The organism is Streptomyces sp. GESEQ-4 (assembly GCF_017948455.1).
Classification (GTDB): domain Bacteria; phylum Actinomycetota; class Actinomycetes; order Streptomycetales; family Streptomycetaceae; genus Streptomyces.
On the sequence record NZ_JAFFSU010000006.1, the window covers coordinates 23,633 to 43,911 of the forward strand.

Below are 20,279 nucleotides of genomic sequence, written 5' to 3' on the forward strand. Positions count from 1 at the left end.
AAGTCCGGCGGGGCGGCCACGAGGACTCGCCTCGAAGCCGCCCCGCACAGAGCGTTCCTCACCTACAGCGGTGTCACACCCCGGACGAGACCTCAGTCTTCTCGTCCGAGCCGGCTTTTCCCTCGGCCGCCGCGATGGCGCGGTTGCGGCGGACGGAGGACCAGAAGGACCAGCCGATCAGGACGACCCCGATGAGGCCGGTGATGATCTCGCTGATCTGGTACTGGATGGTGATCAGGAGGATCGCGGCGAGCGCGCCGATCGCGTAGTGCGCGCCGTGCTCCAGGTAGACGTAGTCGTCGAGGGTGCCCTGGCGGACCAGGTAGACCGTGAGCGACCGGACGTACATCGCGCCGATGCCGAGACCCAGGGCCATCAGGACGATGTCGTTGGTGATGGCGAAGGCGCCGATGACGCCGTCGAAGGAGAAGGACGCGTCCAGGACCTCGAGGTAGAGGAACATGAAGAACGCGGCCTTGCCGGCCAGGACGACCGCCGAGCGTGGCTTGCCCTCGCGTTCCGCCGCTTCCTCCGCCTCGTGCTCCCGCTCTTCCTCTTCCTCGAGTTTGTCCTCGAAGTAGCCGGAGAGACCGCCGACGATCATGTACGTGATGAGACCGGCGACACCGGAGAGCAGAACTGTCTCCGCCTTGTTCGCGCTGCCGGCGTGCAGATGGGCGTGGGTCGCGAAGGTCATGGCGGTGCCCAGCAGCACGATCAGCGCGATGCAGACCGACAGCATGTCGACCTTGCCGAGCTTGGCCAGCGGCCGCTCGATCCAGCCGAGCCACTTGATGTCGCGGTCCTCGAAGATGAAGTCGAGGAAGATCATCAGCAGGAACATACCGCCGAAGGCCGCGATCGACGGGTGAGCGTCGGTGACGAGCTGTTCGTAGCGGTCCTTGTCGGTCAGCGCGAGGTCGACGGCCTCGATCGGACCCATCGAGGCGCTGACGGCGACGATGACGACAGGGAAGACCAGCCGCATACCGAAGACGGCGATCAGAATGCCGATCGTGAGGAAGATCTTCTGCCAGAAGGCACTCATCTTCTTCAAAATGCCGGCGTTGACGACTGCGTTGTCGAAGGACAGCGAGATCTCAAGGATGGAGAGGATCGCCACGATACCGAAGGCGGTCCACCCCCCGATGAGGACCGCCGCGACGAGGCCGAGCGCGGTGACCGCGAACGACCAGCCGAAGGTTTTCAGAACCACTGGCTACCCAATCCCTTGTGTACGGGGTGTACGGGTCTCCCCCGCGCCGCACCCGGCTTTACGAAACGTTGACTCCAAAGTCTAGAGCGATGCCCCGCAGCCCCGACGCGTACCCCTGTCCGACTGCTCGGAACTTCCATTCGCCCTGGTAGCGGTAGACCTCGCCGAAGATCATGGCGGTCTCCGTGGAGGCGTCCTCACTGAGGTCGTAGCGGGCGAGTTCCTGGCCGTCGGCCTGATTGACCACGCGGATGAAGGCGTTGCTGACCTGGCCGAAGGTCTGGCCACGCTCGTCGGCCATATGGATCGAGACCGGGAAGACGATCTTCTCGCACTGGGCCGGCACCTTGGGGAGGTCGATCAGGATCGACTCGTCGTCGCCCTCGCCCTCACCGGTGAGGTTGTCACCGGTGTGCTCCACCGAGCCGTCCGGGCTCTTGAGCTGGTTGTAGAAGATGAACCACTCGTCACCCATGACCCGTCCGCCGCTGCACATCAGCGCACTGGCGTCGAGGTCGAACGGGGCTCCGGTGGTGGAGCGAGCGTCCCAGCCGAGACCGATCAACACCTGAGTGAGGTTCGGTGCGGCCTTGGACAGGGAGACATTTCCTCCCTTGGCGAGCGTGACGCCCATGATGCTGGTCCCTCCCCGAGTGGAGCCTGTGCGGTTGTACGGAGTCCTGTGCGCCCGGCGCCGCACTCAAACCGTGCGGCGCCGGGCGGGTGAGGCAGTCGGACCGGCTCAGACGTTCACACCGAAGTCCTGCGCGATGCCGCGCAGGCCCGAGGCGTAGCCCTGGCCGATGGCGCGGAACTTCCACTCCGCACCGTGCCGGTAGAGCTCGCCGAAGACCATGGCGGTCTCCGTCGAGGCGTCCTCGGAGAGGTCGTACCTGGCGATCTCCGCCTCGCCGGCCTGGTTCACGACGCGGATGAACGCGTTGCGGACCTGGCCGAACGACTGCTGGCGGTTCTCGGCGTCGTAGATCGAGACCGGGAAGACGATCTTCTCGACGTCGGCCGGGACCGCGGCGAGGTTCACCTTGATCTGCTCGTCGTCGCCCTCTCCCTCACCGGTGATGTTGTCGCCGGTGTGCTCGACCGAGCCGTCCTGGCTCTTCAGGTTGTTGAAGAACACGAAGTTGGCGTCACTGCTGACCTTGCCCTCCGCGTTCGTGAGGATGGCGCTGGCGTCGAGGTCGAAGTCGGTGCCGGTGGTGGTGCGAACGTCCCACCCCAGACCGACGATGACCGCGGTGAGACCAGGTGCCTCCTTGCTCAGCGATACGTTGCCGCCCTTGCTGAGGCTGACTCCCACGAGTCCTCCCAATGGTGTCCAGGGGCGGTCAGCCCCGTTTTGTGCGTTGCTATCGGATCAACGTCTCGATCCTAGTGACGGGTTCCCGGACCCCGCAGGCCCTGGAACCGAACAATCACAGGGCGTCGAGCGCCTTCACGTACTCGTTCAGGTCACGGGCGTCCGGCAGACCGTTGACGACGGTCCAGCGCACGACGCCTTCCTTGTCGATGACGAAGGTCCCGCGCACCGCGCAGCCCTTGTCCTCGTCGAAGACGCCGTAGGCGCGCGAGGCCTCGCCGTGCGGCCAGAAGTCGGACAGCAGCGGGTACTCCAGGCTCTCCTGCTCGGCGAAGACGCGCAGGGTGTGGATGGAGTCGTTGGAGACGGCGAGCAGCTGGGTGTCGCGGTCGGTGAACTTCGGCAGGTTGTCGCGCAGCTCGCACAGCTCGCCGGTGCACACGCCGGTGAAGGCGAAGGGGTAGAAGAGCAGCACCACGTTCTTGTCGCCGCGGAGTTCGGACAGCCGCACGGTCCTGCCGTGGTTGTCCTTGAGCTCGAAGTCGGGTGCCTTGTCGCCGACCTGGATCGCCATCGTCGTAGAACCCTTTCGGTGGGCTGTTCGGGTGGTGCGAACACCCTATGCAGCGTCCACCTCGGGCCGTCGGACGGGCTGAGTGAATTCATTCAGCCCGTCCGCCGTTCGGGGACGAGGCCGGGTTACTTCTTGGACTTGGCGGCCTTGGGCGTCACCAGCCGGCTGCCGCTCCAGTCCTTGCCCACGCTGACGCTCTTGGACGCTGACAACCCTGCCGTGGTCGCGGCTTCAGAGATGTCGCTCGGCTCAACGTAGCCGTCGCGGCCGGTCTTCGGCGTCAGCAACAGGATCGAGCCGCCCTCTTCGATGTACGTGGTGGCATCCACCAGCACATCCGTGAGGTCGCCGTCCTCGTCGCGGAACCAGAGCACCACGGCATCGGCGACGTCGTCGTAGTCCTCGTCCACAAGGTCACTGCCGATCACTTGCTCAATGGCCTCGCGGAGCTCCTGGTCTACGTCGTCGTCGTAGCCGATCTCCTGGACCACCTGCTCGGGCTGGAACCCCAGCCTGACGGCAGGGCTCGTCTCCGCGTGGTCCGCGGTCGCGCTCACGGGTTGCCTCCTGATCATGTCTTGGTGAATATCTCAGCCACGCGCGTGCGCGCAGCATTGGCCGTAGTCCACACGGGCGGGACGGATCGCGCAAGTACCCGGCCGTTCAGACCGCCGAAACGGTGACGATCCTGGCTGTCTCGCCGCAACTCCCGGCAGGACGCCCCAAGCCGTTCGTGACATACGCCACACCTTTCTGCCCTCTTTGCGCGTTTGGGAACCCTATAGGAGCGTCAAGCTTGGGTTACCTCGAAGTAGAGATGACGTTTGGCATGCCGAGGTAGACGATGGTGGACGGTGCTGGGCACCCGCAAACCCCGAAAAGCAGCCCTCCGACAGGTAAGGAACACCGTGGCTTCCGGATCCGATCGAAACCCGATCATCATTGGCGGCCTTCCGAGTCAGGTTCCTGACTTCGATCCCGAGGAAACCCAGGAGTGGCTCGACTCCCTCGACGCCGCCGTGGACGAGCGCGGCCGGGAGCGGGCCCGTTACCTGATGTTGCGGCTGATCGAGCGGGCCCGCGAGAAGCGCGTGGCCGTGCCCGAGATGCGCAGCACGGACTACGTCAACACCATCCCCACCAAGAGTGAGCCGTTCTTCCCGGGCAACGAGGAGATCGAGCGGAAGATCCTCAACGCGACGCGCTGGAACGCCGCGGTGATGGTCTCGCGCGCCCAGCGTCCCGGCATCGGCGTCGGCGGTCACATCGCCACCTTCGCCTCCTCCGCCTCGCTCTACGACGTGGGCTTCAACCACTTCTTCCGCGGCAAGGACGAGGGCGACGGCGGCGACCAGGTCTTCTTCCAGGGGCATGCCTCGCCGGGCATCTACGCCCGCGCGTTCCTGCTTGACCGCCTGAGCGAGGAGAACCTGGACGGGTTCCGCCAGGAGAAGTCGAAGGCGCCGCGGGCGCTGTCCAGCTATCCGCATCCGCGGTCGATGCCGGACTTCTGGGAGTTCCCGACGGTGTCGATGGGTCTCGGCCCGATCGGCGCGATCTACCAGGCGCGGATGAACCGCTACATGGAGGCGCGCGGGATCGCGGACACCTCCAAGTCGCATGTGTGGGCCTTCCTCGGGGACGGCGAGATGGACGAGCCGGAGTCGCTCGGCCAGCTGTCCATCGCCGCCCGTGAGGGCCTCGACAACCTGACCTTCGTCGTCAACTGCAACCTGCAGCGCCTCGACGGCCCGGTGCGCGGCAACGGAAAGATCATCCAGGAGCTGGAGTCGGTCTTCCGGGGCGCCGGCTGGAACGTGATCAAGCTGGTCTGGGACCGCACCTGGGACCCGCTGCTCGCCCAGGACCGCGACGGCGTGCTGGTCAACAAGATGAACACCACGCCGGACGGCCAGTTCCAGACGTACGCCACCGAGACCGGCGCGTACATCCGCGACCACTTCTTCGGCGACGACCACCGGCTGCGCGCGATGGTCGAGAACATGACCGACGACCAGATCCTGCACCTGGGCCGCGGCGGCCACGACCACCGGAAGATCTTCGCGGCGTTCTCGGCGGCCAAGGCGCACAAGGGCCAGCCGACGGTGATCCTGGCCAAGACGATCAAGGGGTGGACGCTGGGCCCGAACTTCGAGGGCCGCAACGCCACGCACCAGATGAAGAAGCTGACGGTCGACGACCTCAAGCGCTTCCGGGACCGGCTGCACCTGCCGATCGCCGACAAGGAGCTGGAGAGCGGGCTCCCGCCGTACTACCACCCCGGGCGGGACTCCGAGGAGATCCAGTACATGCACGACCGCCGCAACGGACTCGGCGGTTACGTCCCGACGCGCGTCGTGCGCTCCAAGCCGCTGACGCTGCCGGAGGACAAGACGTACGCGACCGTGAAGAAGGGCACCGGCCAGCAGTCGATCGCGACGACTATGGCCTTCGTGCGGCTCCTCAAGGACCTCATGCGGGACAAGGAGATCGGCAAGCGGTTCGTGCTGATCGCGCCGGACGAGTACCGCACGTTCGGCATGGACTCGTTCTTCCCGAGCGCGAAGATCTACAACCCGCTCGGCCAGCAGTACGAGGCCGTCGACCGGGAACTGCTCCTCGCGTACAAGGAGTCGCCGACCGGGCAGATGCTGCACGACGGCATCTCCGAGGCGGGCTGTACGGCCTCTCTGATCGCGGCGGGTTCGGCGTACGCGACGCACGGCGAGCCGCTCATCCCGGTGTACGTCTTCTACTCGATGTTCGGTTTCCAGCGCACCGGCGACCAGTTCTGGCAGATGGCGGACCAGTTGGCGCGCGGCTTTGTGCTGGGTGCGACGGCGGGCCGTACGACTCTGACCGGTGAGGGTCTGCAACACGCCGACGGACACTCGCAGTTGCTGGCCTCGACCAACCCGGGCTGTGTGGCGTACGACCCGGCGTACGCGTACGAGATCGCGCACATCGTGCAGGACGGGCTGCGCCGGATGTACGGCAGTGACGAGGAGCATCCGCACGGCGAGGACGTCTTCTACTACCTCACCGTCTACAACGAGCCGATCCAGCACCCGGCCGAGCCTGCCGACGTCGATGTCGAGGGCATCCTCAAGGGCATCCACCGCATCTCGGCCGGGACGACGGGGTCGATTCCGGCGCAGGTCATGGCGTCCGGGGTCGCGGTGCCGTGGGCGCTGGAGGCGCAGCGGATCCTCGCCGAGGAGTGGAACGTGAAGGCCGACGTGTGGTCGGCGACCTCCTGGAACGAACTGCGGCGCGAGGCCGTGGCGTGCGAGGAGCACAACCTGCTGCATCCCGAGGAGGAGCAGCGGGTGCCGTGGGTGACGCGGAAGCTGAGCGGCGCCGAGGGACCGTTCGTGGCGGTTTCCGACTGGATGCGGGCGGTTCCGGACCAGATCTCGCGCTGGGTTCCCGGGACTTACCAGTCACTGGGAGCCGACGGCTTCGGGTTCGCGGACACACGGGGGGCGGCTCGGCGGTTCTTCCACATCGACGCGCAGTCGATCGTGGTGGGTGTGCTGACCGAGCTGGCGAAGGAGGGGAAGGTGGACCGGTCGGTGCTGAAGCAGGCCGTCGACCGGTACCAGTTGCTGGATGTCTCGGCCGCCGATCCCGGGGTCGCGGGGGGCGACGCGTAGCGCCGCGCGCGGCTAGGTAGTTGAAAGGGCGGTGGGGCCTGCGGCTTCACCGCCCTTTCACGTTCCCTACGATGCGGTCATGGATGCGCGCTTGGATTCGGGCTTGGATGCGGGCCGCCTGGGGGAGCTACCGGCGCAGGAGCGTTGGGAACAGCGCACCCAGCGGCCCTTGATGGTGCTTGCCGTGCTGTTCGCCGTCGCCTATGCCGTGCCGATCGTGAACCCGTCCGCGGGGCGCTCGCTGACGGTGGCCTGCGCGGTGGTCGAGTGGGTGGTGTGGGGGGCGTTCGCCGTCGACTATCTGGTGCGGCTCGTACTGGCGCGGCACCGGGCGGAGTTCGTACGGCGGCACTGGCTGGACCTGTGTGCGGTGGTGCTGCCGCTCGTGCAGCCGCTGCGGCTGCTGCGGGTCGTGTCCACGGTGTTGCTGGTGGGGCAGCGGGCGCGGATGGCCTCGCAGATCCGGCTGACGACGTATGTCGCCGGGGCGGTGGTGGCGTTGCTGATGTTCGGGTCGCTCGCTGTGCTGTCGGTGGAGCGGGAGTCGCCGGACGGGAACATCAGGACGCTGGATGACGCGGTGTGGTGGTCGTTCACGACGATGACGACCGTGGGGTATGGCGATCATGCGCCGACCACCGGGCTGGGGCGGATTCTGGCGGTCGGGCTGATGTTGTCCGGGATCGCGCTGCTGGGTGTCGTCACGGCGAACATCGCTGCGTGGTTCATCGCGCGGTTCGAGTCCGATGACGTGGAGGAGCGGCGGCAGACGGAGGCGATCGCCCTGCTGACGGAGGAGGTTCGGGCGTTGCGGGCGGAGGTCGCGGCGTTGTCGGGCGCGGCGGGGGTTGTGGTGCCGGGGGGTAGGGATGGGCAGCGTCAGTAGTCGCGTTGCCCGGGGTGGGGGTGAGGCGGGGGGGGGTCGCGCGGCCCGGCGCTGACGGGGTGCCGCCTGCGCCCACCCGTGCCGCCCCAGGCGGCACGACTGCCCGCAGCTGAGCGGGACGGGGTGCCCGCAGCTGGGCAGGACGGCTGCCCGCAGCTTGCGGCGAGCATGCCGACCTAGGGGCGCGGGGAACTGCGCGACCAGCCCCCACCGGCCCGCAGGTCTCCGCTTAGAACAGGCCCTGGCCCGGAGTTGTCGTGCCTGCCAGCCAGAGGATGGCCAGGAGCGTGTCGATCGCGCCGAGGACGAGGGCGATGAGGGCCGGGAGCGGGCGGGCTGTTGACCAGGTTCGGCCCATGGAGAGCCAGCCGCAGACCATGGCCACGGGGCCGAGGATGATGCCCAGGGTGAAGAAGCCGGCGATGGCGCAGATCGCTCCGATGATGCCGAGGGTCGCGCGATCCGGCCCGGTCCGTGACCACGTCCGGCCACGTGAGCGGGGGTACCTGCGCGTTCCGTGTCCGAAGCCCGCCATGTCAACTCCCGGGGCCCGTCGATCGGTTCGGTCGGCGGGACGAGTACCCCCGGTGCCGTTCCTAATCATGCGGAACTGCGGCGCGCCGCCCCCCTCCGGCAGCGCGCCGCAGTCCCGGTCGCCCTTCTCGTCGTACGAACTTGCCTCTGGAACATGCCGCACGAAGGACGTGACCACTGTGAACCGCGGCGCGTGCCGGGTGCGAGGAATCTTTAGCGTTGTCACCCTGATGGGCGAAATCGCCGTGGATTCCGCGGTGTTGAGCGCCTAGATGTGAGCCGCCCCCGCTCCCGCCTCCGCGTTCTCGCCCCGCTTGGTGAGGAACGCGACCAGGACGGCCACCGCGGCAACTCCCGCTGCCACGAGGGACGCCAGGCTCATGCCGGAGATGAAGGTGTCGTGGGCCACGTCGGTGATCTTCGCGGCGATCGCCTCCGGCGTGCCCTTGGCGACCGGGGCCATGCCGACCTGGACCGCCTCGGAAGCCTGGGCCTCCTGGGCCGGGGTGAGCTGCGGAAGGCCCGCGTCCGTCCAGTTGCCCGCGAGGTCGCTGTCGACCTTGGAAGCCATCACGGCGCCCAGCACGGCCGTACCGAGGCTGCCGCCGATCTGCATCGCGGCCTGCTGGAGGCCACCCGCGACGCCGGAGAGCTCCATCGGGGCGTTGCCGACGATGACTTCGGTGGCGCCGACCATGACCGGCGCGAGGCCGAGGCCCAGCAGGGCGAACCAGATCGACATGACGCCGCTGCTCGTGTCCGTCTCCAGCGTCGACATGCCGTACATGGCGATGGCGGTGCACGCCATGCCGCCCGCCAGCGGCACGCGCGGGCCGAGCTTGGTGATCATCGCGCCCGCGAGCGGGGAGCCGACGATCATCATGCCGGTGAGCGGGAGCAGGTGCAGACCGGCGTCGATCGGGCCCATGCCGTGCACGTTCTGCAAGTAGAACGTCACGAAGAACAGGCCGCCCATGAACGCGATGGCCATCAGGACCATCAGGACCACGCCGGCGGACAGCGGGATCGAGCGGAACAGGGCCAGCGGGATCAGCGGTTCCTTGACCCTCTGCTCCCACAGGGCGAACAGCACGAAGCCCACCACCGACACCGCCACGAACAGCCAGGTCTTGCCCGCGCCCCAGCCCCACTCGGGCGCGTTGATCAGCGCCCAGACCAGGCAGAACATCGCGCCCGAGAGCAGGCCGATGCCGAGGAGGTCGAAGGAGCGCGGCGCGTTCTCGGCACGGTGGTCGAGAAGGATCCACGCGCCGAGGGCGACGGCCAGGATGCCGACGGGCACGTTGATGAAGAACACCGACTGCCAGTTGACGTGCTCGACGAGCACACCGCCGAGGATCGGGCCGCCGGCAGTGGAGGCGCCGATGACCATGCCCCAGATACCGATGGCCATGTTGAGCTTCTCGGCCGGGAAGGTGGCCCGCAGCAGGCCGAGCGCGGCCGGCATCAGCAGGGCGCCGAACAGGCCCTGCAGGACGCGGAAGGTGACGACGAGCCCGATGCTGCTGGACAGGCCGATGGCGCCGGAGGCCACGGCGAAGCCGACGACGCCGATCAGGAAGGTCTGGCGGTGGCCGAAGCGGTCGCCGAGCTTGCCCGCGGTGATCAGGGAGACCGCGAGGGCGAGGAAGTAGCCGTTGGTGATCCACTGCACCTCGGCGAAGGTGGCGCCGAGGTCCTGCTGGATGGCCGGGTTGGCGATGGCCACGATGGTGCCGTCGAGGGCCACCATCATGACGCCGACGGCGACGGTTATGAGGGTGAACCACGGGTGGCCGCGCAGCCCCTTGGCCGGGCTCGCGTCAGACGGGGCTTGTGGTGCTCTGTCCCCCGGCCCCGTCTTGTCGATGGTGGTCTGACTAGTCATGCGTTCGAGGCTAATGACAGCCACTGACAATTGACAAACCAGTTCACACGCCGGTAACTGACACACATGGAAACACTGCGCGAACGCAAGAAGCAGCGCACCCGGGACGCGCTGCTACGCGCCGCGCTCGAACTGTTCACCACGCATGGGTACGAGCAGACGACCGTCGACGACATCGCCGAGGCCGTCGAGGTCTCGCAGCGCACCTTCTTCCGCTACTTCGCGAGCAAGGAGGACGCCGCCTTCTTCGCCGCGCGCCTCGCCGAGTCACGCTTCATCGAGGCCGTACGAGCCCGTCCGCCCCACGAGGCGCCGCTGGAGGCGCTGCGCCGGGCCGTCCTGGAGAGCTGGGACACCATCGGCGAGGCCATCGAGGAAGTGGTGCCGCTCGAACTGCACATGCGCATCTACCGGATGATCGAAGCGACACCCTCCCTGCTCGCCGCTCACCTGCGGCGCTCGGCGGAGCTGGAGGAGGAAATGGCCCGCATCATCGCCGCGCGTGAAGGGCTCGACGTGGACGCCGATCCGCGGCCACGTCTCGTCGTGGCGGTCTTCGGCTCGGTCATCAGGGTCACGGAGCGGATGTGGTCCGAGGGGGACGACTTCAGCCCGACGGCGATGCGTGAGCTGACCGCCATCTACCTGGAACAACTGGGTCCGGCACTGATGGGGAACTGGCGAACGAACTGAGGTCATCGTCACGTAACCCCCAAACGTGATACCCGTCACTTGGTTAACGCGAGACCGTCTCGTTCTCCTAGTGTGTCCTCCCAGTGACTTCCTTCGACACCTCTCCCCAATTGAACGTCTGGCGCGCACTGCTCGCGCTGGCCGTGGTGTTCGTGATGCTGGCGACCACGGGGTGGACCGCCCTGCGGCACCAGCGGACGTCCACCCCGCTCCAGGCCTCGGTCACCGCATGGGAGCACGGCCGTGTCAACGGTCACCGACTCCCCGACCCGGACGCCGGTCCCGCTCTGCTCGCCCGCTTCTTCGCCACGCTCACCGCGGCGCAGCGCGTCGACCTCGCGCAGCGCTACTCCCTCGCGGTCGGCAACATGAACGGTGCCCCGGTCGAGCTGCGCTACCGCGCCAACCGGATCGCCATCGACCAGGCACGCAAGGTCGAGCGAAAACGCATGCACGACGAGCGCCTGACGCCCGACGGGCAGCAGGAGGCGGGGCGCCGTATGCACCGCCTCGAGTCGCTGATGCTGGCCGAGCGCAGGATCCTCGCCTTCGACCCCGCGGGCGGGGGGCGGGTCGCCGAGGTCTTCGGCAACCTGGACAAGGCCGAGCGCGTCTCCGTTGTCGTGCCCGGTGTCGACACAGACCTGCTCTCCTTCCAGAAGACGGCCCGCAAGTACACGGCGACCGCCGGTATGGCCGAATCCCTCTACCACGCCGAGCGCGAGGCGAGCCCTTCGACGCGTACGGCCGTGATCGCCTGGGCCGACTACACCGCCCCCGCCGGTCTCGGCATCGAGTCGGCCACCGCGACACGCGCCACCGAGGGAGCCGTACGACTGAACTCGCTGGTCAGGGCGTTGCCCGGAGCCGCGGCCGTTTCACTGTTCTGCCACAGCTACGGCTCCGTGGTGTGCGGGCTCGCCGCGCCCACGCTGCCCGGCCGGGTGGCCGACATAGCCGTGGCCGGCAGCCCCGGCATGCGGGTCGCCAAGGCGTCCCATCTGCGCACCTCCGCTCATGTGTGGGCGATGCGCGACGCCGACGACTGGATCGAGGACGTGCCGTATCTCGAGCTCGGCGGACTGGGGCACGGTGCCGATCCGATGTCCCGTGCGTTCGGGGCGCGGGTGCTGGGGGCGCGGGACGCGAAGGGGCACGGCGGCTATTTCGAGCCCGGTACGGAGAGTCTGCTGAACTTCGCCGAGATCGGAATTGGCGCGTACGACTCGGTGCACTGCGCCGACGATGACGAAGGCTGCCGGGCGGGTTTGTCCGGCAGCGCCACGGCCGGACGCGCGTAGAGGCGCAAGAAACTGCGGTTTGCGCGGGGAGGGGACGAAGGAGCTCGTGCCGCATACGATGAGCCGCATGGGTGACGTACTGGCCGGATTTCATGCCGCCTGGGAGTTCGACTCCGACTCCGTGCTCATCCGCTACGAACGGGGGATTCGAACACCCAAGCTGTTCCAGGTGCTCGGCGAGCGGCGCGTGCCGCTCGCGGCTCTGCAGGGGGTGACGCTCACCCACGGCAAGCGCGGCACGGTGATCCTGCGGGCCGAGCCGCGGCCGGGCGCGGATCCGCTGCTGGAGGCTGCCGCCGGCCAGCTGAAGGAGGGCAGCGATCCCTACCGGCTTGTGTTGCCGGCCGACAAGGAGACGCTGGCCGAGTACTACGCCGACGAGCTGCGGGCCGCGCTGACCGAGAGCGGGCCGGCGGAACGGTATCTGGTGGCCGCGCCGGATGCGCCGCGGGCCTTCAAGGCGTACGACGCGAAGGCGTCCTTCGACGGGCGTTCGGTGTCGTTCCGGTGGTTCTGGACCGGGGCGTCGTCCGCGAAGTGGAAGGCCGGGGACCAGACGTTCGCCGTCGGCGACCTGAGTGGGGTCGAGTGGCGGTCACCGGAGGTCTTCGAGGGGTATCTGCGGTTGCTGCGGCGCGATGCGGCTGTGCCGGCGCCCGCGCAGGCCGATCAGGATCCGGGGGCTGTGGTGTTCGGGTTGGGGTACGGGCCTGTGCATGAGTCGTTGCCGTTCGCGGCGGCTGTGTTGGCTGCGGTGCGGGAGTGTGGGCCCGTCGCGGCGGTGCCGGCGAGCGCGCCGAGGCGCGATCCCGCCGACATCGCCGAGCGGATCCGTCATCTTGGGGAGCTGCATCAGGCGGGGCTGGTGACGGATGAGGAGTTCTCGCTCAAGAAGGCTGAGCTGCTGGCGGAGTTGTAGCTGGGGGGTGGGTCGCGCAGCCCGGCGCTGACGGGGCGCCGCCTGCGCCCACCCGTGCCGCCCCAGGCGGCACGCATGCCCGCAGCCTGGGGCGGCGGCCCGCTACTCCCTGCCTGCCGATGTGAACGTCATGTCCGCGTACCTGTTGCCTGCCACCTTCGCCGCGATGGGCTCCAGCAGGGCCAGGTCCTCCTCGCCCAGCACGATCCTCGTGGCGGCCGTGTTCTCCTCCACCCGGCTCGGCTTGCGGGTGCCCGGGATCGGGATCGAGAGGAGGCCGTGCTGGGCTGCCTGTTGGTGGACCCAGGCGAGGGCGATCTGGCCGAGGGAGGCGTCGTGGGAGTCGGCGACTGTGCGGATCGGGTCCAGGAGGGCCACGTTGGCGGCAGCGTTGTCGCCGGTGAAGCGGGGCTGCTGGCGGCGGAAGTCGTCGGGCGTCAGATCCTTGTCGGCGGCGGCGAAGGAGCCTGTGAGGAAGCCCCGGCCGAGCGGGGAGTACGGCACGAGCGCCACGCCCAGGTCGCGGGCCGCGGGAATCACGTACGCCTCGATGTCGCGGCTGAACAGCGACCACTCGGACTGCACGGCCGCGATGGGGTGCACGGCGTGGGCGGCGCGCAGTTCGGCGGCCGTCACCTCGCTCAGGCCCAGGTGCTTGACCTTGCCCTCGCGGACCAGTTCGGCCATGACGCCGACGGTCTCCTCGATGGGGACGTTCACGTCCCGGCGGTGCATGTAGTAGAGGTCGATGACGTCGACGTCCAGGCGCTTCAGGCTCGCCTCGACGGCCTGGCGGATGTACGGCGGGTCGTTGCGGATGACGCGCCGCGTCGGGTCGTCCGGCGGGATCGACAGGGCGAACTTGGTCGCGATGACGACCTCGTCGCGGTGGGCCTTGAAGAAGGGGGACAGGAACTTCTCGTTCTCCCCGGCGCCGTACGCGTCCGCCGTGTCGTACAGAGTGACGCCCAGTTCCAGCGCCCGCTCCAGCGTGGCCCGGGACTCCTTCTCGTCCGTCGGACCGTAGGCGAAGCTCATTCCCATGCAGCCGAGGCCCTGGACGCCGACCTCGGGGCCGCCGTGCTCGCCGAGCCGGGTCGTGGGGATCCTGGTGCTGTCGGTCATCGGGGCCTCTCCGACGCCAGGGCACGCCCGGCGTCCGCGTAGAAGTTGATCTTCCGGTCGAGTACGGCGAGGGTGTCGTTCAGCTCCGCGATCCGGGCGCGTACGTCCCGTCGGGTCGCCTCGAGGAGTTCGTACCGTTCGCCGTAGGTGTGGTCGCCCTCGCGCACCAGCTCGGCGTACCGCACCATGTCGGCGACCGGCATGCCGGTGAGCCGGAGCTTGCCGACGAGGTCGAGCCAGTCCAGGTCGCGGTTGCTGTAGCGGCGCTGGCCGGTGTGCGAGCGGTCGATGTGCGGCATCAGACCGATGCGCTCGTACCAGCGCAGGGTGTGCGCGGTCAGACCGGTGAACGCGGCGACCTCGCTGATCGTGTAGCTGTCCTGTCCGTCCGGCCGCCGATCGACATGCGGCGGGCCTGCGCAGGTGTCGGTCCTGGTACTCGTGGTGTCCATCACCGTCATGGCCTCAACGCTATGGCCTTGGAGTGCACTCCAGGCAAGCCGACCGTGAGAAATCGGCAAGACTCCACGGGCTGTTGTCATTAGCGTGCGGGCCATGAGTCTCGTACGCCGTGCCACTGCCGAAGACGCGGAGGAAGTGCTCCGCCTGCGTCAGGTCATGATCGATTCCGTGTTCTCCACAGGGTCCGAAACCGACTGGCATACCGCGTCCCTCCCCACCCTCCGGGACCGGCTCGCCGACCCCGACGGGAACTTCGCCGCGTTCGTCGTCGACCACCCGGAACGGCCGGGGGCGCTGGCGGCGCTGGTGGCCGGGACGGTCGAGTACCGCATCGGAAAGGCCGGGAACCCGCACGGCCGGGTCGGGTACGTCTTCAGCGTCGCCACAGATCCAGACGCGCGACGCCGCGGGTACTCACGCGCATGCATGGCGGAGCTGCTGGAGTGGTTCCGGGAGCGGGGCGTCGGGCAGGTGGATCTCACCGCCTCCGAGGACGCCGAGCCGCTGTACGCCTCCCTCGGCTTCGCGCGTACGAACGACCCCTTCATGCGCCTGAAATTCTGAGCAGCTTACGCTCGACGCATGTCCTTGAAGAGCCTCGCGTTGATCGAGAACTGGCCGGTTTCCACCGCCGCGGCGGCCGTCGTACGAGCCGACGGCACCGTCCTCGGGTCCCACGGCCCGACCGGCCACCGGTTCCCCCTCGCCTCGGTCACCAAGCCGCTCGCCGCATACGCCGCCCTCGTCGCGTACGAGGAGGGCGCCGTCGAACTCGACGAGCCGGCAGGCCCGCCCGGCTCGACCGTCCGTCACCTCCTCGCCCACACCTCGGGGCTCGCCTTCGACGAACACCGCGTCACCTCCGCACCCGGCGAGCGGCGGCTGTACTCCAACGCGGGTTTCGAGCAGCTCGGCGACCACATCGCGAAGGCCACGGACATCCCCTTCGCCGAGTATCTGCGCCAGGCGGTGCTGGACCCGCTGGGCATGACCTCGACGACGCTGGAGGGCTCCCCCGCGAAGGACGGCGTCTCGACGGTCGACGACCTCACCCGCTTCGCCGCCGAGGTCCAGGCCCCCCGCCTCCTCGACCCCCGCACGGTCGCCGCGGCCATGACCGTCCAGTACCCCGGCACCAAGGGCGTCCTTCCTGGCTACGGACACCAGAACCCCAACGACTGGGGCCTCGGCTTCGAGATCCGTGACTCCAAGTCCCCCCACTGGACCGGCGCTTCCTCCTCACCGCGCACCTTCGGCCACTTCGGCCAGTCCGGTACGTTCCTCTGGATCGACCCGGACGCCCGACTGGCCTGCGTCGCCCTCACGGACCGCGCCTTCGGCCCCTGGGCGGTCGAGGTGTGGCCGCCGTTCACGGACGCGGTACTGACCGAGGCCCGCTGAACCCGCTGAACTCCGCCTACTTCTCAGGCAGTTCCCACACCAGCACCTCGGCCGGCGCGGACACAGCCAGAAGCTCGAGATCCTTCTCACCAATCACCCGCACCGCGTCCCCCGGCGCCAGCTCATGCGGACCGAGCCGAACGGTGCCGCGCACCACATGCACGTACGTCAAAGGCGCATCAGGCACCGCAGTCCGCTCCCCCGCCGCGAGCCGCCGCACATGCAGCATCGCCCCCGCCTCCGGAACGGCGTACGGCGTCGAGTCCGCGATGCCGCGCACGGTCTCATAGGCGGGATCACCACCCGGCTCCAACGGCGCCAGCCACATCTGCACGAACGTGAGCGGCCCGGCACCGTCGTTCCGCTCCACATGCCGCACCCCGGCCGCCGAACTCAGCCGCTGAACATCACCGCGCCGGATCACCGTCTCGTGCCCCTGCGAGTCCCGGTGCGTCAGCTCCCCCTCGACAACCCAGGTCACCAGCTCGGTATGGCTGTGCGGATGCTCGTCGAAACCGGCGCCGGGCGCCAGTCGCTCCTCATTGCAGGCGATCACCGGCCCGAAGCGAAGGTTGTCGGGGTCGTAGTGCGAGCCGAACGAAAAGGCGTGCCACGACTCGATGCCGGCCGCGGGCTCGCCTCCGAGGTACCGGTCAGCCGCACGCCTTACATCCATCACGCCCCCCACCGTAGCCCGCCCCAACAGACGGCAAGGGCCCACCAACGAGCACCGTCCCCACGCGCCGGCCGCGAGGGAGCCGCAGGGGGCGCGCCGGTGTCGAGACGGCGAACGCGCGGAGGCGCGAAGCGTCGAGCACGATCGCCGTCTCGACACCGGCAGTAAGCGCCCCCGAAGGCGACCGAGCCATCCAACACAGCGCGTCGCCAGCCTCTAGACGCCGCCCCCCGAAGGCGACCGAGCCATCCAGCACAACCCCGCCCGCACGCACCGACGTCCCGATAAGGCAGTCTTGTCCCGTGCCCGAACCCCAAACCAGCAAGCCCCCCGCCGCAGCCCACGCCCCCCACCCCCACCCCGCCACCCTCAAGCGGCTGGAGAAGTCGTCGGGAAATCTCGCCGCGCAAGCCATCACGCGCATGGACGAGACGCTGCCGTGGTACCGGGCCATGCCCCCGGAGAACCGTTCCTGGATCGGTCTGGTGGCCCAGGCGGGCATCGCCGCGTTCACCGAGTGGTTCCGGCACCCCGACGCCCCCCAGGCGATCTCCACCGACGTGTTCGGAACCGCGCCGCGCGAGCTGACCCGGGCCATCACCCTCCGCCAGACCGTCGAGATGGTGCGCACCACCATCGAGGTCATGGAGTCCGCGATCGACGAGGTGGCGGCGCCCGGCGACGAGAACGTGCTGCGCGAGGCCCTGCTCGTCTACGCCCGCGAGATCGCCTTCGCCACCGCCCAGGTCTACGCCCAGGCCGCCGAGGCACGCGGTGCCTGGGACGCGCGCCTGGAGTCGCTGGTCGTGAACGCGGTCCTCAGCGGGGAGGCCGACGAGGGCGCGGTATCTCGCGCCGCCGCCCTCGGCTGGAACGCTCCCGAGCATGTGTGCGTGGTGTTGGGTACGGCGCCGGACGGTGACAGTGAGTTGACCGTGGAGGCGATCCGGCGGGCGGCCCGGCACGCCAAGCTGCAAGTGCTCACCGGGGTGCTCGGGAACCGGCTCGTGGTGATCGCGGGCGGCAGCGACAACCCCCTCGCGGTGGCCAAGTCGCTGATCGGGCCGTATGCCGCCGGGCCGGTGGTGGCGGGTCCCGTCGTACCGGATCTGCTGGCCGCGACCCGGTCCGCGCAGGCCGCCGCGGCGGGGCTGAAGGCGTGTTCTGCCTGGCAGGACGCCCCGCGGCCGGTGCTGGCCGACGATCTGCTGCCGGAGCGCGCGATGGCCGGGGACCCGAGCGCTCGCGAGCAGTTGGTGGAGGAGATCTACAGACCGCTGGAGGAAGCCGGGTCGGCGCTCCTGGAGACGCTCTCCGTCTATCTCGAGCAGGCGAGCAGCCTCGAGGGCGCGGCGCGCATGCTGTTCGTCCATCCCAACACCGTGCGCTACCGGCTCCGACGTGTGACTGACGTCACCGGCTGGTCGCCATCAGATGTACGGTCGGCGTTCACGTTGCGAATCGCGCTGATCCTGGGACGTCTGGCCGATGGAGATCCGCAGACCTAGTCTTTTGTCGGGGGCCTACAAAACCCCTTCGCGTTCTTCGTCCCTGTCCCCACGGGCGGCCGTGGCCGTCCACAAGAGAGAGTGTGAGAGTGCTCGTACTCGTCGCTCCCGGCCAAGGCGCTCAGACGCCCGGCTTCCTGACCCCCTGGCTCGAACTGCCCGGTGCCTCGGACCGCGTCGCCGCGTGGTCGGACGCCATCGGACTGGACCTCGCCCACTACGGCACACAGGCCGACGCGGACGCGATCCGCGACACCGCCGTGGCCCAGCCGCTGCTGGTCGCGGCCGGAATCCTCTCCGCCGCGGCACTCGGTGCCTACCCATTTGCCGCTGACGCGGCGGGGGCGCCCGGCGCGGTCGCCGGTCACAGCGTCGGCGAGTTCACCGCCGCCTCCTTCGCCGGCATCCTCGACGACACCGCCGCGCTGACCCTCGTACGCAAGCGGGGTCTGGCCATGGCCGACGCCGCCGCGGTCACCGAGACGGGTATGTCGGCGCTGCTCGGCGGCGACCCCGAGGTGTCGGTGGCGCATCTGGAGAAGCTGGGCCTGACCCCGGCGAACGTCAACGGCGCCGGTCAGATCGTCGCCGCGGGCACGCTGGAGCAGCTCGCCGCGCTCGCCGAGGACAAGCCCGAGGGCGTCCGCAAGGTCGTCGCGCTGAAGGTGGCCGGCGCCTTCCACACGCACCACATGGCTCCGGCGGTCGACGCGCTGGCCAAGGCCGCCGCTGATGTGACGCCCGCCGACCCCCGGATCACCTACGTTTCGAACAAGGACGGCCAGGCCGTCGCGACCGGCGCCGAGGTGCTCGACCGCCTCGTCGGCCAGGTCGCGAATCCCGTCCGCTGGGACCTGTGCATGGAGACCTTCAAGGAGCTGGGCGTCACCGCGCTCCTGGAGGTCTGCCCCGGCGGTACGCTCACCGGCCTCGCCAAGCGCGCGCTCCCCGGCGTCAAGACGCTGGCCCTGAAGACCCCCGACGACCTCGACGCGGCCCGCGAGCTCATCGCCGAGCACGCCGACGCCTGACGCCTAAGGAGCCGTAACGAACATGTCGAAGATCAAGCCCAGCAAGGGCGCCCCGTACGCGCGCATTCTCGGCGTGGGCGGTTACCGTCCCACCCGGGTCGTGCCGAACGAGGTGATCCTCGAGAAGATCGACTCGTCCGACGAGTGGATCCGTTCGCGCTCCGGCATCGAGACCCGGCACTGGGCCTCCGACGAGGAGACGGTCGCCGCGATGTCGATCGAGGCGTCCGGCAAGGCGATCGCCGACGCCGGGATCTCCGCCGAGCAGATCGGCGCCGTGGTCGTCTCGACCGTCTCGCACTTCAGCCAGACCCCGGCCGTCGCCACCGAGATCGCCGACAAGCTCGGCACCGCCAAGGCCGCCGCGTTCGACATCTCGGCGGGCTGCGCGGGCTTCGGCTACGGCCTCACGCTCGCCAAGGGCATGATCGTCGAGGGCTCCGCGGAGTACGTCCTCGTCATCGGCGTCGAGCGGCTGTCGGACCTGACCGACCTGGAGGACCGGGCCACCGCGTTCCTCTTCGGCGACGGTGCCGGCGCGGTCGTGGTCGGTCCCGCGCAGGAGCCCGCGATCGGCCCCACCGTCTGGGGTTCCGAGGGCGACAAGTCCGAGACCATCAAGCAGACCGTGCCGTGGAACGAGTACGACAGCTCCACGGACAAGTTCCCTGCGATCACGCAGGAGGGCCAGGCGGTGTTCCGCTGGGCCGTGTTCGAGATGGCGAAGGTCGCCCAGCAGGCGCTGGACGCGGCCGGGATCAGCCCGGACGACCTGGATGTCTTCATTCCCCACCAGGCCAACGAGCGGATCATCGACTCGATGGTGAAGACGCTGAAACTGCCGGAGCACGTCACGGTCGCCCGTGATGTCCGCACCACCGGCAACACCTCGGCCGCCTCGATCCCGCTCGCTATGGAGCGGCTTCTGGCGACCGGCGAGGCGAAGAGCGGCGACACCGCGCTCGTCATCGGATTCGGGGCGGGTCTCGTCTACGCCGCCACGGTCGTTACCCTCCCCTAGGCACTCCGTGCCGGATCACCCGATCCGGCACGGGAACCAACGCCACACCCTCTGGATACATAGAAGGAGC

20 protein-coding genes are annotated in these 20,279 nt (G+C 68.9%); 10 read left to right on the forward strand and 10 right to left on the reverse strand.

From position 1 onward, the window contains the following. Positions 1-73 precede the first annotated feature (73 nt). The 5 genes from KCH48_RS14000 to KCH48_RS14020 form a co-directional block, all read right to left on the reverse strand. Positions 74-1,216: a DUF475 domain-containing protein gene (locus KCH48_RS14000; protein ID WP_210573909.1), complete on the reverse strand. Its 1,143-nt coding sequence runs from the start codon at positions 1,214-1,216 to the stop codon at positions 74-76. A gap of 58 nt (positions 1,217-1,274) precedes the next feature. Continuing rightward, positions 1,275-1,850 carry a TerD family protein gene (locus KCH48_RS14005; RefSeq protein ID WP_210573910.1) on the reverse strand — a complete coding sequence of 192 codons (576 nt, stop codon included), beginning with the start codon at positions 1,848-1,850 and terminating at the stop codon, positions 1,275-1,277. 108 nt (positions 1,851-1,958) lie between these two features. Then, positions 1,959-2,534, reverse strand: coding sequence for a TerD family protein (locus KCH48_RS14010; protein WP_210573912.1), 576 nt, complete (start codon positions 2,532-2,534; stop codon positions 1,959-1,961). Positions 2,535-2,649: 115 nt separating this feature from the next. Next, on the reverse strand, positions 2,650-3,108 hold the full coding sequence (locus tag KCH48_RS14015) for a peroxiredoxin (protein ID WP_210573914.1): 459 nt from the start codon (positions 3,106-3,108) through the stop codon (positions 2,650-2,652). A gap of 125 nt (positions 3,109-3,233) precedes the next feature. After that, positions 3,234-3,665 (reverse strand): DUF3052 domain-containing protein, encoded by a 432-nt coding sequence (locus tag KCH48_RS14020; RefSeq protein ID WP_020116104.1) that lies wholly within the window; start codon positions 3,663-3,665, stop codon positions 3,234-3,236. 351 nt (positions 3,666-4,016) lie between these two features. On the opposite strand from KCH48_RS14020, the gene aceE reads away from it, so the two are divergent. Both aceE and KCH48_RS14030 read left to right on the forward strand, forming a co-directional pair. Then, on the forward strand, positions 4,017-6,764 hold the full coding sequence (gene aceE / locus KCH48_RS14025; protein ID WP_210573916.1) for a pyruvate dehydrogenase (acetyl-transferring), homodimeric type: 2,748 nt from the start codon (positions 4,017-4,019) through the stop codon (positions 6,762-6,764). Positions 6,765-6,843: 79 nt separating this feature from the next. Further along, entirely contained in the window at positions 6,844-7,650 is an 807-nt protein-coding gene (locus KCH48_RS14030) for a potassium channel family protein (protein WP_246885289.1), read from the forward strand. 229 nt (positions 7,651-7,879) lie between these two features. Here KCH48_RS14030 and KCH48_RS14035 read toward each other — a convergent pair whose 3' ends face one another. Both KCH48_RS14035 and KCH48_RS14040 read right to left on the reverse strand, forming a co-directional pair. Further along, positions 7,880-8,185 carry a small hydrophobic protein gene (locus KCH48_RS14035; protein ID WP_210573918.1) on the reverse strand — a complete coding sequence of 102 codons (306 nt, stop codon included), beginning with the start codon at positions 8,183-8,185 and terminating at the stop codon, positions 7,880-7,882. A 267-nt stretch (positions 8,186-8,452) separates the two neighbouring features. Beyond that, positions 8,453-10,072 carry an MFS transporter gene (locus tag KCH48_RS14040; RefSeq protein WP_210573920.1) on the reverse strand — a complete coding sequence of 540 codons (1,620 nt, stop codon included), beginning with the start codon at positions 10,070-10,072 and terminating at the stop codon, positions 8,453-8,455. A 66-nt stretch (positions 10,073-10,138) separates the two neighbouring features. Between KCH48_RS14040 and KCH48_RS14045 the strand changes: the two genes are divergently transcribed. The 3 genes from KCH48_RS14045 to KCH48_RS14055 all read left to right on the forward strand — a co-directional run bounded on the left by KCH48_RS14045 (position 10,139) and on the right by KCH48_RS14055 (position 12,985). Continuing rightward, positions 10,139-10,765 carry a TetR family transcriptional regulator gene (locus KCH48_RS14045; protein WP_210573921.1) on the forward strand — a complete coding sequence of 209 codons (627 nt, stop codon included), beginning with the start codon at positions 10,139-10,141 and terminating at the stop codon, positions 10,763-10,765. Between the two features lie 83 nt (positions 10,766-10,848). Further along, on the forward strand, positions 10,849-12,066 hold the full coding sequence (locus tag KCH48_RS14050) for an alpha/beta hydrolase (RefSeq protein ID WP_210573923.1): 1,218 nt from the start codon (positions 10,849-10,851) through the stop codon (positions 12,064-12,066). A gap of 58 nt (positions 12,067-12,124) precedes the next feature. Then, the gene (locus KCH48_RS14055) at positions 12,125-12,985 is read left to right on the forward strand and encodes a DUF4429 domain-containing protein (protein ID WP_210574565.1); all 861 of its coding nucleotides are present in this window, start codon (positions 12,125-12,127) and stop codon (positions 12,983-12,985) included. A gap of 102 nt (positions 12,986-13,087) precedes the next feature. On the opposite strand, the gene KCH48_RS14060 is transcribed toward KCH48_RS14055, so the two are convergent. Both KCH48_RS14060 and KCH48_RS14065 read right to left on the reverse strand, forming a co-directional pair. After that, a complete protein-coding gene (locus KCH48_RS14060) occupies positions 13,088-14,110 on the reverse strand; it encodes an aldo/keto reductase (RefSeq protein WP_210573925.1) in 1,023 nt (340 codons plus the stop codon). Then, a complete protein-coding gene (locus tag KCH48_RS14065) occupies positions 14,107-14,571 on the reverse strand; it encodes a MerR family transcriptional regulator (protein ID WP_210573932.1) in 465 nt (154 codons plus the stop codon). The genes KCH48_RS14060 and KCH48_RS14065 overlap by 4 nt, the downstream gene beginning before the upstream one ends. Before the next feature lie 94 nt (positions 14,572-14,665). Here KCH48_RS14065 and KCH48_RS14070 point away from each other — a divergent pair, with 94 nt between their 5' ends. Together KCH48_RS14070 and KCH48_RS14075 are read left to right on the forward strand one after the other, a co-directional pair. Continuing rightward, positions 14,666-15,136: a GNAT family N-acetyltransferase gene (locus KCH48_RS14070; RefSeq protein ID WP_210573933.1), complete on the forward strand. Its 471-nt coding sequence runs from the start codon at positions 14,666-14,668 to the stop codon at positions 15,134-15,136. 18 nt (positions 15,137-15,154) lie between these two features. Further along, the gene (locus KCH48_RS14075) at positions 15,155-15,973 is read left to right on the forward strand and encodes a serine hydrolase (RefSeq protein WP_210573935.1); all 819 of its coding nucleotides are present in this window, start codon (positions 15,155-15,157) and stop codon (positions 15,971-15,973) included. A 16-nt stretch (positions 15,974-15,989) separates the two neighbouring features. On the opposite strand, the gene KCH48_RS14080 is transcribed toward KCH48_RS14075, so the two are convergent. Continuing rightward, positions 15,990-16,652: a pirin family protein gene (locus KCH48_RS14080; RefSeq protein ID WP_210574566.1), complete on the reverse strand. Its 663-nt coding sequence runs from the start codon at positions 16,650-16,652 to the stop codon at positions 15,990-15,992. Between the two features lie 299 nt (positions 16,653-16,951). On the opposite strand from KCH48_RS14080, the gene fasR reads away from it, so the two are divergent. The 3 genes from fasR (at position 16,952) to KCH48_RS14095 (ending at position 20,209) form a co-directional block, all read left to right on the forward strand. Further along, positions 16,952-18,157 (forward strand): fatty acid biosynthesis transcriptional regulator FasR, encoded by a 1,206-nt coding sequence (gene fasR / locus KCH48_RS14085; RefSeq protein ID WP_210573937.1) that lies wholly within the window; start codon positions 16,952-16,954, stop codon positions 18,155-18,157. A gap of 89 nt (positions 18,158-18,246) precedes the next feature. Continuing rightward, on the forward strand, positions 18,247-19,188 hold the full coding sequence (locus KCH48_RS14090; protein WP_210573939.1) for an ACP S-malonyltransferase: 942 nt from the start codon (positions 18,247-18,249) through the stop codon (positions 19,186-19,188). A 22-nt stretch (positions 19,189-19,210) separates the two neighbouring features. Further along, a complete protein-coding gene (locus tag KCH48_RS14095) occupies positions 19,211-20,209 on the forward strand; it encodes a ketoacyl-ACP synthase III (protein WP_210573941.1) in 999 nt (332 codons plus the stop codon). Positions 20,210-20,279: the final 70 nt, after the last annotated feature.

Coding starts and splice junctions, on each gene's coding strand:
- KCH48_RS14040 (WP_210573920.1), bottom strand. CDS start 10,072: ATGACTAGTCAGACCACCATCGACAAGACGGGGCCGGGGGACAGAGCA.
- KCH48_RS14060 (WP_210573925.1), bottom strand. CDS start 14,110: ATGACCGACAGCACCAGGATCCCCACGACCCGGCTCGGCGAGCACGGC.
- KCH48_RS14005 (WP_210573910.1), bottom strand. CDS start 1,850: ATGGGCGTCACGCTCGCCAAGGGAGGAAATGTCTCCCTGTCCAAGGCC.
- KCH48_RS14075 (WP_210573935.1), top strand. CDS start 15,155: ATGTCCTTGAAGAGCCTCGCGTTGATCGAGAACTGGCCGGTTTCCACC.
- KCH48_RS14055 (WP_210574565.1), top strand. CDS start 12,125: ATGAGCCGCATGGGTGACGTACTGGCCGGATTTCATGCCGCCTGGGAG.
- KCH48_RS14095 (WP_210573941.1), top strand. CDS start 19,211: ATGTCGAAGATCAAGCCCAGCAAGGGCGCCCCGTACGCGCGCATTCTC.
- KCH48_RS14015 (WP_210573914.1), bottom strand. CDS start 3,108: ATGGCGATCCAGGTCGGCGACAAGGCACCCGACTTCGAGCTCAAGGAC.
- KCH48_RS14065 (WP_210573932.1), bottom strand. CDS start 14,571: ATGACGGTGATGGACACCACGAGTACCAGGACCGACACCTGCGCAGGC.
- KCH48_RS14035 (WP_210573918.1), bottom strand. CDS start 8,185: ATGGCGGGCTTCGGACACGGAACGCGCAGGTACCCCCGCTCACGTGGC.
- KCH48_RS14030 (WP_246885289.1), top strand. CDS start 6,844: ATGGATGCGCGCTTGGATTCGGGCTTGGATGCGGGCCGCCTGGGGGAG.
- KCH48_RS14070 (WP_210573933.1), top strand. CDS start 14,666: ATGAGTCTCGTACGCCGTGCCACTGCCGAAGACGCGGAGGAAGTGCTC.
- KCH48_RS14045 (WP_210573921.1), top strand. CDS start 10,139: ATGGAAACACTGCGCGAACGCAAGAAGCAGCGCACCCGGGACGCGCTG.